This window comes from Novosphingobium colocasiae (genome assembly GCF_014652555.1).
Taxonomy (GTDB): domain Bacteria; phylum Pseudomonadota; class Alphaproteobacteria; order Sphingomonadales; family Sphingomonadaceae; genus Novosphingobium; species Novosphingobium colocasiae.
This window is the reverse complement of sequence record NZ_BMZA01000002.1, coordinates 207,361-222,415: the sequence shown is the minus strand read 5'-3', so window position 1 is coordinate 222,415 and position 15,055 is coordinate 207,361. Positions and strand designations below refer to the sequence as shown.

Here is a 15,055-nt window from a genome sequence, read left to right as displayed (position 1 = left end):
CAACGCAAGCCGCGCGCCGCCCGCATGTACATTGGCCGATCAAAGCACGTGGCACTGCAGCCGATAGACCTTGCCCGCCACCGGCGTCCCCAGCATGTTGAGGAACACCTGCGAAGCGCTGGCCGAAGCCTTGATGTCGATCCCGGTGTTGTCGGTGCTGTTGTACCCTGACGCGATCGGGAACGGGGTCGACGCGAACACCCCGTCCTTGAACGTCAGCGTCACCGCCGGGTTCGCGGCCAGCCCGCTGGAGCCGGCAGTGATCTGCACCTCGAAGCGGTTGTCCTTGCTGGCGTTGATGATCGTCAGCGACGCTCCCGAACCCCAGCCGCCGCCCAGCGTGAAATCGCCGCCGGTCAGCGTGGTCCCCAGGTTCAATGTCGCCCGGTAGAATTCGTGGCAGGGCTTGTCGCTGGCGTTCATCAGCACGCGGTGATGCCGGGTGATCGCGCCTGCGCTGCTATAGACGCGCTCGTCCAGCGCCCCGGCGTTCGCCATCTCCAGCCACGCCGCCGCATTCGCCGGTGCGTCCAGTTCGCGCAGGAACCGCCCCGGCGAAGCCCCGGCAAGCTGCTCCGAAGGAAACGCCAGCGCCTGCGTCATCGGCCCGTCCGCCGCGCCGAATACGCGGTGGACATCGTTGCTACCGCTGCGGAACACCTCGTTGCGCTTGGATACGGTGAACTCGCCCAGCCCGCGCGGAACGTAGATGCCAAGGCTCGCGCTGGAAAACAGCAGCGGCTCGGAATCGGCCGGGTTGTCCGTGGTCCGCACGCGGATCGCCGGCGCAATGACCCTCAGGCTCGGCGTATTGCTGCCTTCGTGCACGATCAGGTCGCCCGGCTTGCCCAGCAGATCGCCACTGACATAGCCGGGATCGGTGATCGCCCGGATCGAACTGGGCGCGAGGATGGTGATCTGTGCCCCGTCGCCATTGTCCTTGATGCGGATGGGGTTGAGCTGGAAGCCGCCGCTGGCGGGGAAGTCGTAACTGTAGTGCGCTTCGAATTTCGGGTTGGCGATCAGCAGCGAACTGTCGGCCCCCAGCGCATCGATCAGCATCCCGCCGGCACCGTTGCCGTCGGCCGAGAATCCGGTGATCGCCACTCCGTCAGCCCGGCTGCGCCAGATCAGGCCGTATCCGGTGCAGAACACCGCCTCCAGCCGGTCCAGCGCGCCGGGCAGACCACCGCGTGCGAAGTCATAGCCGTGGCCCTTGATCCCGCGCACCGTGATATCGGCAAAGTGACTGTTGTTTTGCAGCGCGACCGGGGTTCCGTCTGCGGTATAGAGAGCGATGCCGGTACTGTCTGCCCGGCCGGTCGCGCCCACGCCGCTGTACCCGTAGACATGAAAATCGCGCAGGGTGCCAAACCAGAACCCCTGCCCGTTGGCCGGATCGACCAGCACGTCGAACCGGAACACGTCCATGCAGGTCGATGTCTGCAGAAACCGCGTGACCCGCGCCCCCTTGGTCTGCGATCGGCCGCGCCCGGCCATGTTCATCCCCGGCGGCAGCAGCAGCGTGCGGCTGATCGCGAAATCGCCGTCGGTCGCATCGAACTGTCGGCACTGGTAGACCCCGGTATCGGCATCAAATGTGCGGGTCTGGTAGATCGCATGCTGGAACGCGGCCCAGTCCTGCTCCTGATACTTCCACCCATCGCTGGTGGAAGCATAGAGATCGGCCAGCCACGGATAGGCTGCGGTGGCCTGTTCATAGGCCGAAAACCGCTCGCACAGCGGATTGTACGCCAGCTTGTCGGTCAGCGCAGTCGCCAGCGGATAGAAGACCTGCGCGTCTGCCAGCGTGGCGAAGAAGTCGCCCACCGGCTTGCCCACGCCCAGCCCCACCGCGCCGAAATCGCGCGCCGACATCGTCTCGCGCAGCCGCGATCCCGCCGTGCGGGCATGCGCATCGCCATCCAGCGTGAAGCGGGAAAGATCGGCTCCCTTGCCCGGTTCGGCGGCAAACAGATCGGCCGTGCGGGCGGCTGCCCGCGCCAGCCTCAGCGCTTTGGCGTCGTTCATGCTGCGGCCCTCCGGGTCAGCGTCGAGCCGGAGCCGGCCGCGAATTTCAGAAAGCCGTTGCCGTCGAACCCATAGATCCCCGCCGCCGTGATCGCGGCATAGCTGGCCCCTTGCGCATCATAGGCAAGGCAGGCAACGAAGTTCGTGCCATCCAGGCTGCGCTGCGGCTGGTAAGCTATCGCCGGAGTGCCGACGAACTGCACCTCGACATCGCCGTAGCCCGAGGCGTCCCACGCGGTATCCGGGCTGGCCCAGGGCTCGGGCCCGATCACGCCGGATGATACCAGCAGCGGCGCGCCTCCGGTCGTGGTGACCGGCAGCGGCGCACCGGCATTCACCAATGCGAACGCGCCGGAGGTATCGGCAAAGCCAATGGCAACAGCCGGTGCATAACCGGCCGGGGCGGAGATGGGGTTGAGCGGCAAGGGCGGGTCCTTTCTGGAAAAACGAAAGACCCGAAGCGAGATACGCATGAATGGGGAAGTAGGAAAACATTTAGAGAACAAAAATGCATTTTCGCTATTCGTCGGGCGTGATGTCCTCACCCTTCCGGTCCAGCAGTCGCGCCGCGACCATGATGGCGCACGGCCACAGCAGCGAATTGACGATGTCCCATCCGGTATCGCGAAGAACCCAGAACTGGCCGGGATCGGGCAGCGCGATCACATCCATCGCTTCGTTCGCCAGCGTCAGCAGGCCGACCACCGCCACCGGCCACCACGCCGCCAGCCCGCGCCGGGCGAACAGGGCGAGCGCCAGGTAGATACCGATCGCGGCATGGATATGGACCAGCCCGCGAACGTCCTGATTGTGCGGCAGGACCGCCGATTTCAGGGCTTCCCACTGATCCGCCAGCGCAAGGTGCCACATCACTCCAGTTCCTCCGCAGGCGCAAAATGAGACCATCGGCATTACCCGAATCGCCACGGATGCGAATCCGCACAATGACTTAGATGTTGCGCTGCAACAGATATCAATGCACAAGTCGCGGCCATGGCTATCTCCCGGAATCTGCCCATGTTTCCGACCTCTCGCCGGCGGGCATTGCAGATTGCGGCATGCGCTGTCGGCGGCAGCGGGCTGATCGGTGCCTGCCACGGAAAAGCAGTTGCCGGGTCCGGCCCGGCGGACTGGCCGTCATGGTCGGCATCGCGCGCGCAAATCCTCGCGCGTTCAGCCAGCCTGCGCCAAGGTGCGGTCAGCGTCCGCCAGTTCGGGGCGCGGCTCGATGGCAGCAGCGATGATGGCGAAGCGCTGCGCCGCGCCTATGAAAGCGGCGCGCCCGCCGTTGTCATCGACGGGCCCTTGCGGCTCTCGCAACCGCTCCGGATCAACCGACCGTTCGCGCTGTTCGGCGAAGGACAAGGCCCGCATCTGGTGTGGACCGCCGCGCATCCCGGCTCCGGTGTCAGCGCGATTCTGGGCGTCGAAGCGCCGCAAGCCGCCGATCCCGCCGCCTTCGTCCGCGATATGTGGATCGATGGTCTCCATGCGGTGCGCGAACGGGCCGGCACCGGGCTCATGGTCCTGCTCCAGGCGATCAACCTGCGCGGTCTGACCATCCGGGGCTGCACCACCCGCAACATGGGCCTCGCCGTGGTCAAGCACCGCCGCATGCTGAGCGGCGATTACCTCCGGCTCGCGGCTGCCCGCCAGGCCAAGGGCCGCGAGCCACCGGCCGTCGATCCGGCAGTGCTCGCGGGTTTCTCCGCCACCGGCTTCGATGACCTCAACGAAGACCTCTGCGTCATCGATAACGATGTCGATAACGGCGTCTATCAGGCACCGCTGCTGCGCTTCGAAATGGCACGGCGGGTCGTCGTCGCCGGCAATCGCGGCCGCTTTGCCAATGTGAGCTGGTGGGGCGGCGGGGCCAAGGCCACGCAAGGCGGCGAAGCCCGGTTCCTGCGCCGCGCCCGCGATATCTACATCGCCGACAACACGCTGACCGGCTCCAACGGCAACATCTATGGCAACAACGGCCAGAACGTCATCGTCGCCCGCAATGCGGTGGCCGACGCGATCGACACCGCGATCGATTTCGAAGGCTGCTTCGATTGCCATGCCTATGACAACACGGTCAAAAACGCCGGGAACTTCGGGCTTTCCACTTTCTATCTCGCCCGCAACGTGGTCTTCGAACGCAATGTCGTCGAACAGGACGGCTCGGCGATGGACATGGCGCGCCGCTTCGCCACCCGCCAGATCGGCGGCGGCCGTGGCATCGCGCTTGTCGCCCTGCGCAGCGCGGGATTCGCCAAATCGCCCGATATTTCGGTGCGCTTCATCGGCAACCACCTGACCTATTCCGGGCCGGACGGCATCGGCGTGTGCCTGCCCAGCTATTACGACAGCCTCGAATTCACCGATAACGTCCTGCACAACGTCGCGTGCGACTGGCGCTATCTGCTCACCCGCAGCGTCGTGATCCGCAACAACCGACTCACCTTCGATCGCGCGCCCTCCTCGCCTGTCACGCTGATCGGCGGCGCGGCCGGATCGGGCACGGTCAGCGGCAACCAGGTGCAGGTGCAGGTGCCGATGCCTGCGGGGTCGGCCGGGATCGGCTACGAAGTGGCCAGCATCCCCGGCACCGTCCGCATTGCCGACAATACGGTGAAGGGCACCGGTGCCGCTTCGGTCCCGATCGTGGTCAAGCCATGGCGCGGCCTTCCCCGCGCCGCGCTGCAGGTCTCCAACAACACCGTCCCCGGCCTGACAATGGACACGACGCTGGACGCCGTCACCAAGCTGGACAGACCGGCCGCCGGCATAAAGCGCAGCGCAGGGCTTACCTTGCCGACTTATCCGCCCCGCGTCACGCCGGGCGCGGAATAGGCGCGCGATGCAGGCCGGGGTACTGACAGCACGCTTGCGAACGCTCGCCGCAGGCAACGGGGTTATGGCCCGGCTGATGCGCGGCATCATCGGCTCGGGCGGGGTGTGGGTGCTGCGCCTGGCGATGACGCTGGGCATGTCGTTCCTGCTCGGCCATCTGCTCGGCCCCACCGAATACGGCCGCTATGCCTACCTTGTCGCCAGCGTAACCCTGTTCGCACCGCTGTGCAGCCTAGGCTACGACATGCTCGCCGCCCGCGAATACGCCGCTGCTCGCGCCGGCGATGACCAGGCTGGCGAAGCCGCCCTCGCCCGCACTTTGCCCGCGGCGGTATGGAAGAACGCTGCGCTGGTCATGCTGGTGTTCATCCCCGCAACCGCCGCATACAACGCCTGGCGCGGGCAGCCTTGGGGGACGATCGTTCTGCTCGAAGCGCTCGGCATCGTGCTCACCGCCCAGTTGCGGCTGGCGCAGGGATCGCTGCGCGGCCTCGGCCGGGTATCGCAGGGCCAGCTTTATCAACTGATCCTGCCTCCGTTGCTCAACCTTGTGCTGTTCGTGGCCGGGCTGATCGTGCTGCGGCCCAGCGCCGATCTCGCGATCATCACCTTCGTCGCCGGCCTCGCGCTCGCCTGCCCGCTGGCCCTGCGCGCGGTGACCCGGGCCGCCAGCAGGCTTGACGTCACGCCGTCCGCCGAAGCCCGCAAGGTCTGGGCGCGTTCGGCTATGGTGCTGGGGGTGACCCAGATCATGTTCGTGGCGAACGAACAGGTTCCGGTGGTGGTCACCGGGCTGCTGTCGTCCTCCACCGAAGTCGGCCTGCTCGACATGGCGCGCCGCTTCGCCTTGTTTGCCTCGATCGCGCTCAACGTCATCGCCCTGCCGCTCGGCCCGATTCTGGCAGAGATGTACCGCAAGGGCGATATGGAGGCGTTTCGCCGGGTCTCGTTGCAGACCACCTATGCCGGGGTCGGCATATCCGTCACCATCACCCTCGCCTATCTCGTTTGCGGTCGCTGGGCGCTGCATCTGATTGATCCGCAGTTCGGTGCCGCCTATTGGGCGATGCTGGTCATGTGCCTGGGCTATGTCATCAATACGATGACAGGGCCGGTGCCGCTGGCGCTGACGATGACGGGGTTCGAACGGGACGCGGTGAAGGGGATCGTGGGAGGCATCGTCATCAACATCGCCGCCTGCGCGCTGCTCGTGCCGCTGATCGGCCACATGGGCGCGGCGATCGGGTCGGTGCTGGGGCAGTTCGTGTGGAACAGCATCCTTGCGGTGCTGGTCCGCCGCCGGCTGGGAATGGCCCTCGATATTCTGGCGCTGTTCGAACGACGCGGCAAGGTGGCGGCATGATCGATCCGGCCACCCCTCCGGCACCTGCGCCCGGCGGCACCATCAAGCGCCGCAATCCGCTCAGCCGCCTCGCGCTTCGGGCGTTCTTTCAGGTTCACTACGTCTGGTGCGCCGTCCGCCGCAAGCTGACCGATCGCACCCAGCGCCCGCGCAGCCTTGGGCGCGCCATGCTGCTGGCCCCGCCGATGACCAGGCGCACGGTGTGGATCTATTGGGATAGCGGCTGGGACGCGATGCCGCCGCTGGCCCGGCTGTCCTACGATTCCTGGCGACGGCGCAATCCCGGCTGGGAAGTGCGGCTGCTCGATCAGGAAACCGCGCTGGCGCTGACCGGTATCCCCGCCGAGGTATCCGCCAAGCGGATGAAGCCCTCGCAACTGGCCGACCTTATCCGCCTCGAACTGCTGACGCGGTTCGGCGGGGTATGGGTCGATGCCACCACGTTCTGCCAGGTTCCGCTGGACCAGTGGCTCGCCCCGGCGATGCCGTTCGGCTTCTTCGCCTTCACCGTCACCGAACAGCGCACCGTCGCCACCTGGTTCCTCGCCTCGGCGCAGGACAACCCGATCATGCGGGCGTGGCGCGATGTCGCCTTCTCGTTCTGGTCCTGCGCCAGTTCGCCCACCACCTATCTCATGTTCTACGATTTCTTCTCGCTGGCCCTCGCCCGCTTCCCACAGGCCGGGCGGATGTGGCGCTATTCCTCGCATCTCGAACGCACGCAGGAAAACATCCTGCGCTACGAATATCTTACCAAGGATCTCGCACCTGCCTTCGCGCAGGCGCTGGAGCGTGGGTTGATCCCGCTGCACAAGTTCTCCTTTCGCGAAGCCATCCCCGATAGCTTCGCCGGCACGCCGCTGGCGCTGGTCCTGGAATGCGATACCCGCGAAGCGATGGAACAGCGCGCGGCGATGGTCGCCCGGTGACGGTGATGTTTGCCCCGTTCGGCAAGCCCGGCACCGCGCCCACCCGCCATTTCGTGGTGTTGGATGGCCTGCGCGGCATCGCCGCCATCGCCGTCATGGCCCTGCACCTCAAGGTGAAATTCGTGCTGGGCTACCGGCCCGAAGCCGGTCTCGCGGTGGACTTCTTCTTCCTTCTCAGCGGCTTCGTGATCGCCCACGCCTATTGGGCGCGGCTGGCCGAGCGGCGGATGAGCCTTGGCACCTTCGTCGTCGTGCGCCTCGCGCGGCTCTATCCGATGATGCTGCTCGGCAATCTCATCGGGGCCGTCTATTTCCTGACGCTGGGCGGCAAGACGATGACGCAGGTTGCCGGAGCGACGGTGTTCGCCCTGGCGCTGGTCCCGCTGCCTCGGCTGGCAGACCCGGCCGCATCCGCCTATCCGCTAAACGGCGCGTTTTGGTCGCTGACGCATGAACTCGCCACCAACTTCCTGCTGGCGGCGATGGCCCCGTGGCTGGGACGAAGCTGGCGCTTCATCGCCTTTCTGGCGATCAGCGTGGTCGCCCTCATCGCCGTGGCGCAGGCCGGCCGGCTCGATGCGACGATCGCCTGGCAGGATCAGGCCTACGCCTTCTTCCGCGCGCTGGCCCCATTCGTTCTGGGGATTTTCCTCTACCGCCTGCTCCCCGCCCATACTGCCTCTACCGGCGGATCGGGCCTCGCCGCCACCGGCACCGGCGTACTTGTGGCGCTGGCGCTGGCCGCCGTGCTGTTCATGCCGATCCAGCCCACCTGGATCCGCCTCGGCGCGGTGCTGGTGCTGTTTCCGGCAATTATCCTGATCGCGGCGCGGCTGCCAGAGCAAGGCCCCCTCACGGCGCTGTGGCGCTGGCTGGGAGCCGTGTCGTTCCCGGTCTACGCGCTCCACGTCCCGTTCGTCTTCGCGCTGGACCCATGGCTCACCCCGATCCTCGCCCGCCACGCGCCGTATGCTACCCCACTGTTCGTGCTGGTGATCGCCGCGCTCCTCGCCCTCGCGACCCTGGCGCTGCGGCTGTATGATGAACCCATTCGCCGCTGGCTCAAGCGGGTGCTGGCGCGGCGCAACGCCGTGCAGGCTCCGGCCCGCACCTGATGAAATACCGCGCCGAGATTGACGGCCTGCGTGCCGTGGCCGTGCTGCCGGTGATCTTGTTCCACGCAGGCTTTCCACTGTTTCGCGGCGGCTTCGTCGGGGTCGACGTGTTCTTCGTCATCAGCGGCTTCCTCATCACCACCATCCTCGTCGATGAGATCGCTCAAGGCCGTTTCTCGATCGCGGGCTTCTACGAAAGGCGCGCAAGGCGCATCCTGCCGGCGCTGTTCGCGGTGATGGCGCTGTGCCTGCCGTTCGCCTGGGCCTGGCTGATGCCGGGGCCTTTCCGCGATTTTTCACGCAGCATCGCCGCCGTCAGCCTGTTCGCCTCCAACGTGGAATTCTGGCAGGAGAGCGGCTATTTCGCGGCAGCCAGCGAAACCAAGCCGCTCCTCCACACCTGGAGCCTGGCGGTGGAAGAGCAGTACTACGTCGTCTTCCCGCTATTTCTGGCCGCGTTCTGGCGGCTCGGCCGCACCCGGCTGACCTGGCTGGTCACCGCCTGCGCTCTCGCCAGCCTGCTGCTGAGCGAATGGGCCTGGCGTCATTACCCCAACGCCAACTATTTCCTCGCCCCCACCCGCGTCTGGGAACTGTTCGCCGGCTCGATCGCGGCGCTGGAGGTTGAACGGCGGGGCAAACAGGGTAACCCGCTGGCAGCCAACGGCGTGCTGGCGATGGTCGGCCTGATCGTCGTGATCGCCGCCCTGCTGTTCTACGGCCCGGCCGTGCCCTTCCCTAGCGTCTATGCCTTGCCGCCGATCCTCGGTGTCGTGCTGCTGCTGCTGTTCGCCCGACGTGACACGCTGGCCGGACGCATCCTTGCGCACCCCGCGCTCGTCGGCGTCGGCCTCATCAGCTACAGCGCCTATCTGTGGCACCAGCCGCTGTTCGCCTTCGCCCGCGTCCGCGCGATGGACGAACCTGGCCATGCGCTGATGGCGGTGCTGGCACTGGCTTCGCTTGGTTTCGGTTATCTGAGCTGGCGTTTTGTGGAGCGGCCGTTCCGCAAGGCCGACGGCGGTTTCAGCCGGGGCGCGATCTTCGCGATGAGCGGGGCGGGCCTCGCCTTGTTTCTGGCACTAGGCGTCGCCGGAGCTTCCGCGCCCGCCCATCGCGCCCGGATCGCGATGCTGACGCCGGAGCAGCGCGCGCTCTACGCCTATGTGGAAAGCAACCCGGCTGCGATGTACCGCGCCGGCTCGTGCCTGCTCTACGCCACGCAGGGCCCCGCCGCCTTCACGCCCGATTGCGCAGGAGACGGCCGCGTGGTCGTCTGGGGCGATAGCCACGCCGCCGCGATCGCGCCGGGCCTGCGCCGCTACTGGCCCGACCTCGCGCAGTACACCGCCGCCGCCTGCCCCCCACTGCTCGGCCGCAACAATGCCTCGCAGCCCAACTGCGCCGCTGACAATGCCCACGTGCTGGACCTGATCCGCAAGCGCCGCCCGCAGACGGTGATCCTCGCCGGGAACTGGATGCTCTACCAAACCAGCAGCCTGGAAGCCGATCTTGCCCGCACGATCAGCGCGCTGCGCGCCGCCGGGATCGACCGCATCTATGTGCTCGGCAGCCTGCCGCAGTTTGCGCCCAGCTTGCCCGAACGGCTGATCGCCGCCGGCATCGGCCTTGATCGCGCGGCGTCCGCCCCGGTGCCGGTCGCCGGGCTGGCCGATATCGACACGGCCATCGCCCGCGCCGCCACTGCGCAGCACGCACAGTTCGTGTCGCTGCTGGACCTGCTATGCGGTTCCGGCCGGTGCGCGGCGGTGGTGCCTGACGGTGCCGGGTTCGCGCCGCTGGCGTGGGATTCCAGCCACCTCACCAGCGCCGGTTCGGATTACCTTGCCGCCCGCCTGGCCGCGCCCGGCACCATCGCGCCGCTGGCGAAGGGACCGAATCCATGACCCGGCCGCTTGCCGCCCCGGCGCACCCGGGCGTCGCCTATCGCCCGGAGATCGACGGATTGCGCGCGGTGGCAGTCGTCCCCGTCATCCTTTTTCACGCCGGCATCGGCCCGTTTCGCGGCGGCTTCGTCGGTGTCGATATCTTCTTCGTGATCAGCGGCTTCCTGATCACGTCGATCCTGATGACCGATATCGCCGGCGGTCATTACAGCATCGCCAATTTCTACGAAAAGCGCGCCCGGCGCATCCTGCCGGCGCTGTTCGTCATGCTGGCCACCTGCCTGCCGTTCGCCTGGGCGTGGATGCTGCCGGATCAGTGGCACGATTTCGCCCAAAGCCTGACCGGGGTCAGCCTGTTCGCGTCCAACATCGTGTTCTGGCAGGGCAGCGACTATTTCGCCGCCTCCTCGGAATACATGCCGCTGCTGCACACCTGGAGCCTGGCGGTGGAGGAGCAGTACTACCTGTTCTTCCCGATCTTCCTTGCCGCCCTGTGGCCGCTGGGCCCGCGCCGGCTGCTATGGCTGATCGCGGCTTGCGCCTTCGCCAGCCTGCTGCTGAGCGAATGGGCATGGCGTCATCTGCCCTCCGCCAACTTCTACCTCGCGCCAACCCGGGTGTGGGAATTGTTCGCCGGCTCCATCGCCGCGATTATCGTGCGCAACCGCGGCCCGCGCGCGCATCAGGGGCTGGCGATGGCAGGGCTGATCGGCGTGGCCGTATCACTGTTCCTGTTCGACGAGACGGTGCCGTTCCCCAGCGTCTATGCCCTCCTGCCGATCGTCGGGGTGATGGCGATCCTGATCTGGGGGACGGCCGAAACCTGGGCCGGGCGCATCCTCGCCAACCGGCTGTTCACATCGATCGGGCTGATCAGCTACAGCGCATACTTGTGGCACCAGCCGCTGCTGACGTTCGCGCGCATCCGCACGCTGGGCCAGCCGCCTGCCGGGCTGATGCCGATGCTGGCGCTGGCCTCGCTCGGCCTTGGGTACCTGAGCTGGCGCTATGTCGAGCGGCCCTTTCGCGGCTCGTCCAGCCGGTTCGATCGGCGCGCCATCTTCACCCTCAGCCTTGCAGGGTTGGCGCTGTTCCTCGCGATCGGCCTGTGGGGTAGCCGGACGCAGGCAAAGCAGGCCAGCCTCTCCGCCGCGCAGCGCCAGCTTGCGGAATATGGGCAAAGCAAGCCGGCCAAGCTCTATGCCGGACCGCGCCATTGCTACATCGGTGCCGCACAAAGCTCGGGGGACTTCGGCCCGGCCTGCGGCGGGTCTGGCAATACGGTGATCTGGGCCGATAGCCACGGCGCAGCGCTGGCACCCGGATTGCGCGCGCTGGTTCCGGATATCGGCCAGTTCACCTCTGCCGCCTGCCCCCCCCTGCTCGGCTATGCGGACCCGGCTCGGCCGGGCTGCACACAGATCAATGCCTTCGTGCTCGATCACTTGCGTCGCCACCCGCCGCGCCAGCTCATCCTGTTTGCGTACTGGGGGAACCACCCGCATGACGACATCCACGGCCTGCTGTCCAGCACGCTGGCCGAGCTGAACCAGATGGGCATCCGCCGCATCACCGTGATCGGCAGTATGCCCGAATTCACCCCCACCCTGCCCCAGCGGCTGATCGCCACCGGAGCCACGCTGGACCGGCCCAACCGCGCCTTCTCCTCCGATAGCCGCACCGGCCCGGCCGACCGCGCGGTCGCCACCGCAGCCCGCGAACATGGCGCGCGCTTCGTTCCGCTACGCAGCCGGCTGTGCCGCGACGATCTTTGCGAAGCCTTGGTGGCATCACCCAAGGGACTGGTGCCGCTGGTGTGGGATACCAGCCACCTCAGCGAAGGCGGCTCGCTCTACCTCGCCCGCCGGCTAACGGCCGAAGGGGCGTTGCCCCTCAAGTGACCGGCGCAGGTCGGGTGCGGGTGAAAGAGCCGTTCAGCGCATCCACCGCCTTCGGCGCGTACCGGTCAAGCAGCCACAATCCTGCCAGCATGGCGGGACCCAGCAGCACCGTTTCGGCCCAGACCATCAGGTCTGACCGACCGTGCAGCGCCATGCAGGCACGGTCCAGGACGACGATCGCCATCGGGTGGAGCAGATAGAGCGGCAGCGTCAGACGGCCGCCGAGTTGCGCCAGAAGCGGCTTTGCATCGAGGCTGGCCGAGGCATGGCGGGCCATCGCGATCAGGCCGATGGTGATCGGCAGAACGCCGACCGGGAATTCGGGATTGGCGTCGATCACGCCTTGCCCGCGATACCACAGCAGTTGCGCCACCAGCAGCATGACGCCGCCCAGAAAGGCCAGCAAGCCGGTGCGAAACGCCATATTCGCCCTAGCGAGCCGGAACCCGATCCACAGCATCGGCAGCGCCTGCAGAAAGCGGAAGATCACCACCGTCCGGCGCGCCGCCTCATCGGTCGAGCCGGCCAGGATCGACGTCGCATCGCTGATCATCAACCCCGCCAGCAGGCCCGCGCTCAGCAACCAGAACCACACCTTCGGCGCGGGCAAGCGGGCAACCAAGTCTGCGCCGGCCAGCCCCACGGCCAGCGCGGGCAGGAACCACAAGTGCAGCCACGTCCCTGCCGTCAGCAGGGAAAGCGGGTCGAACGCCCGGTGCTGGATCAGCGCGAAAGGCAGATAGAGCAGGCAGGCGAGTGCGAATATCCGGACGATGCGCGGTATGCGCCGGGCCGCGCCGTTCGGCAGCCCGTGGCTGTCCGAAAGGAAATAGCCCGAAAGCGCAAAAAAGGTCGGCACCGCGAACCGCGCGGGCGCGCGCAGCCAGGGTTGCAGCGCTGCCCCGGGTACCAGTTCGTAGTGAACGTGGATCAGCACCACCGCCAGCGCCGCGATGATCCGCAGCGCATCGATCCCGACCTCGCGCCCCAAGCTGCGAACGGGAGGGGAAGGGTCGACGCGGCTGGTCATCGCATGGCCAGCAATGCCCGTCGATCGTCCCCCACCGCGCTGCGCTTTACTGGGTGGGGATGATCACTTCGGCGTTGCGCCATTTCAGCTTGTCACGCTGCACCTGCTCCACCGGCAGCACTTCCATCGCCTTGCTGGCGAGCGCCTTCTCGACATTGCGCAGATCGCGGCACAGGCGGCGCAGGCCGTCCGGTTCGAGCGAGGCAGCATGGTCGGTGCCCTTCCAGGTCCGGTCCAGCGTGAAGTGGCGTTCGACCCAGACCGCGCCCATCGCCAGCGCCGCCACATCGGCAGCGATGCCGAGGTGATGGCCGGAAAAGCCGATGGCCTTGACGCGATGTTCGAAGGATTCTTTCAACCGGGTGATTTCGCCCAGGCAGATGTCTTCGAACGCCACCGGATAACCCGAGGTGCAGGAATAGATCACCAGATCGCCCGCGCGGCCGCGCTGTTCGAAGAAGCGGACGATCGCCTCTTCCTCTTCATGCGTGGTCATGCCGAACGACAGGTGGATTTCGCCATCATATTCGTCCGCCAGCACCGCCAGCATGTCGAAATGCAGGTTGCAGGCCGAAGGGACCTTGATCAGCACCGGGTTGATCGAAGCGATCTCGCGCGCCGAAGTGGTGTCCCAGACCGACGTCGAATAGATGATGCCGTTAGCTTCGCACTCGGCCTTGAGCTCGCGGTGCTGGTCCACGGTGAATTCCAGGAATTCCCGATGTGCGCCATACGTATCGCCATAGGAATTCGCGGCATTGGGATGCGGCGCGGCGTACTGTTCGGGCGTCAGCAATTCGCGGTTGTTGCGCTTCTGGAACTTCACGACATCGGCTTTGGCGTAGATCGCGGCCACGCGGATATGTTCCTTGGCGATTTCCATATCGCCTTTGTGATTGCAGCCGACTTCGGCGATGATCTTCACGGTCGTCAACTGGGAACTCCCCGTCATGTGTGTCGGCAGCGCCTGCGATGCCCGGTGAACGTGCTGTAACCCTTGACCGGGGTCGGGCGCGAGTCAAACGCTTTCGTGCTGCATGTGCGAAATGACACATACCAAGGCCACCTTATACCTTGTACGAAGCACCTGTTCCACAAGCATTTTGATCCCGCTTCGCAACACGCGCGGGAGCCGCTTTGCCCCTGCCCTATCGCGTGAGCACCAGCATCGACCCGCCGCCCAGCACCGACATCGCCAGATCGGGCGCGACGCGGGCGAAGAGCCTTCGCGGGATCTTCGCCAGCCGGCTCTTCAAAGACAGGCTAGGATAGTCGAGCGACCAGTAGGTATAGGCGTGATCGACGATCTCGTACCCGCAGTAGGTCAGGGTATCGAGCGTGGTAGTCTTGTTGAAATAGTGCAAATGACCCAGATCGGCGCGGATATCGGTGAAAATGCGGGGCTGCAGCAGCATCCGCACCGACAGGTCGAGCGGGACGTGAAACAGCTTGTACTGCGCACGATCCCGCAGCCGGGTGATAAAATCGAGATAGTCGGGCACATGTTCGAACACGTCGATCGCCATCAGCAGATCGAACGGCTCGTGATCGACTTGCAGGATATCCTGATAGTGTATCTGCAGGCTGTCGTTGGCCTTGGCCTGGGCGATGGCATAAGCTTGCGGCGAAATTTCGTAACCGTACAGGCGCGCCTGCGGAAAGTGCTGCTGCATCCCCGCCAGAATGCCCCCGGCCCCGCATCCCACTTCGGCGATCGTGCGCGGCGTGATCCGGTTCTTGCGCAGGAACCGCTCGATCCACATCACTTTCTGGACCGAATCCTCTTCATGCCAGGTCGGGTTGTTCTCCAGGTAAGTGCCGTCCGCATATCGGGTTTCTTGCAATGGGGGCATCCTTGCCGAAGAATTGGGGGCTGGAACCGGCCGGGCCAGCGCCGCAGTTATGCGTAGGTCCGGCGAACCTGGCAACCGATAGACGCAC

Annotated in this window: 12 protein-coding genes; 6 read left to right on the top strand and 6 right to left on the bottom strand. The window is 66.3% G+C overall.

All coding sequences use genetic code 11. From position 1 onward, the window contains the following. Nucleotides 1-39 precede the first annotated feature (39 nt). The 3 genes from IE122_RS04865 to IE122_RS04855 form a co-directional block, all read right to left on the bottom strand. The gene (locus tag IE122_RS04865) at nt 40-2,031 is read right to left on the bottom strand and encodes a hypothetical protein (RefSeq protein WP_189619984.1); all 1,992 of its coding nucleotides are present in this window, start codon (nt 2,029-2,031) and stop codon (nt 40-42) included. Further along, nucleotides 2,028-2,456, bottom strand: coding sequence for a hypothetical protein (locus IE122_RS04860; protein WP_189619983.1), 429 nt, complete (start codon nt 2,454-2,456; stop codon nt 2,028-2,030). The genes IE122_RS04865 and IE122_RS04860 overlap by 4 nt, the downstream gene beginning before the upstream one ends. A gap of 94 nt (nt 2,457-2,550) precedes the next feature. Continuing rightward, a complete protein-coding gene (locus tag IE122_RS04855; RefSeq protein ID WP_189619982.1) occupies nt 2,551-2,904 on the bottom strand; it encodes a hypothetical protein in 354 nt (117 codons plus the stop codon). Nucleotides 2,905-3,048: 144 nt separating this feature from the next. On the opposite strand from IE122_RS04855, the gene IE122_RS04850 reads away from it, so the two are divergent. From IE122_RS04850 to IE122_RS04825, 6 genes are all read left to right on the top strand, one after another. Beyond that, nucleotides 3,049-4,869 carry a right-handed parallel beta-helix repeat-containing protein gene (locus IE122_RS04850; RefSeq protein ID WP_189619981.1) on the top strand — a complete coding sequence of 607 codons (1,821 nt, stop codon included), beginning with the start codon at nt 3,049-3,051 and terminating at the stop codon, nt 4,867-4,869. Between the two features lie 64 nt (nt 4,870-4,933). Then, complete coding sequence (locus IE122_RS04845; RefSeq protein ID WP_189619980.1) at nt 4,934-6,232, top strand: lipopolysaccharide biosynthesis protein; 1,299 nt, start codon at nt 4,934-4,936, stop codon at nt 6,230-6,232. Then, nucleotides 6,229-7,161, top strand: a complete 933-nt coding sequence (locus IE122_RS04840; RefSeq protein ID WP_189619979.1) for a capsular polysaccharide synthesis protein — start codon at nt 6,229-6,231, stop codon at nt 7,159-7,161. Before IE122_RS04845 ends, IE122_RS04840 begins: the two co-directional genes overlap by 4 nt. 5 nt (nt 7,162-7,166) lie before the next feature. Then, nucleotides 7,167-8,276 carry an acyltransferase family protein gene (locus IE122_RS04835; protein WP_229813763.1) on the top strand — a complete coding sequence of 370 codons (1,110 nt, stop codon included), beginning with the start codon at nt 7,167-7,169 and terminating at the stop codon, nt 8,274-8,276. After that, the gene (locus IE122_RS04830) at nt 8,276-10,183 is read left to right on the top strand and encodes an acyltransferase family protein (protein ID WP_189619977.1); all 1,908 of its coding nucleotides are present in this window, start codon (nt 8,276-8,278) and stop codon (nt 10,181-10,183) included. Before IE122_RS04835 ends, IE122_RS04830 begins: the two co-directional genes overlap by 1 nt. Beyond that, a complete protein-coding gene (locus tag IE122_RS04825) occupies nt 10,180-12,084 on the top strand; it encodes an acyltransferase family protein (protein WP_189619976.1) in 1,905 nt (634 codons plus the stop codon). The genes IE122_RS04830 and IE122_RS04825 overlap by 4 nt, the downstream gene beginning before the upstream one ends. Here IE122_RS04825 and IE122_RS04820 read toward each other — a convergent pair. The 3 genes from IE122_RS04820 to IE122_RS04810 form a co-directional block, all read right to left on the bottom strand. Further along, entirely contained in the window at nt 12,077-13,114 is a 1,038-nt protein-coding gene (locus IE122_RS04820; protein ID WP_189619975.1) for an acyltransferase family protein, read from the bottom strand. The genes IE122_RS04825 and IE122_RS04820 overlap by 8 nt on opposite strands. A gap of 46 nt (nt 13,115-13,160) precedes the next feature. Then, complete coding sequence (locus IE122_RS04815) at nt 13,161-14,039, bottom strand: N-acetylneuraminate synthase family protein (RefSeq protein ID WP_229813814.1); 879 nt, start codon at nt 14,037-14,039, stop codon at nt 13,161-13,163. Between the two features lie 223 nt (nt 14,040-14,262). Continuing rightward, entirely contained in the window at nt 14,263-14,958 is a 696-nt protein-coding gene (locus IE122_RS04810; RefSeq protein ID WP_189619973.1) for a class I SAM-dependent methyltransferase, read from the bottom strand. Nucleotides 14,959-15,055: the final 97 nt, after the last annotated feature.

Bases quoted from the DNA above. Each gene is read 5' to 3' on its own strand.
- IE122_RS04830 (WP_189619977.1), top strand. From the start codon at position 8,276: ATGAAATACCGCGCCGAGATTGACGGCCTGCGTGCCGTGGCCGTGCTG.
- IE122_RS04865 (WP_189619984.1), bottom strand. From the start codon at position 2,031: ATGAACGACGCCAAAGCGCTGAGGCTGGCGCGGGCAGCCGCCCGCACG.
- IE122_RS04835 (WP_229813763.1), top strand. From the start codon at position 7,167: ATGTTTGCCCCGTTCGGCAAGCCCGGCACCGCGCCCACCCGCCATTTC.
- IE122_RS04850 (WP_189619981.1), top strand. From the start codon at position 3,049: ATGTTTCCGACCTCTCGCCGGCGGGCATTGCAGATTGCGGCATGCGCT.
- IE122_RS04840 (WP_189619979.1), top strand. From the start codon at position 6,229: ATGATCGATCCGGCCACCCCTCCGGCACCTGCGCCCGGCGGCACCATC.
- IE122_RS04820 (WP_189619975.1), bottom strand. From the start codon at position 13,114: ATGACCAGCCGCGTCGACCCTTCCCCTCCCGTTCGCAGCTTGGGGCGC.
- IE122_RS04825 (WP_189619976.1), top strand. From the start codon at position 10,180: ATGACCCGGCCGCTTGCCGCCCCGGCGCACCCGGGCGTCGCCTATCGC.
- IE122_RS04845 (WP_189619980.1), top strand. From the start codon at position 4,934: ATGGCCCGGCTGATGCGCGGCATCATCGGCTCGGGCGGGGTGTGGGTG.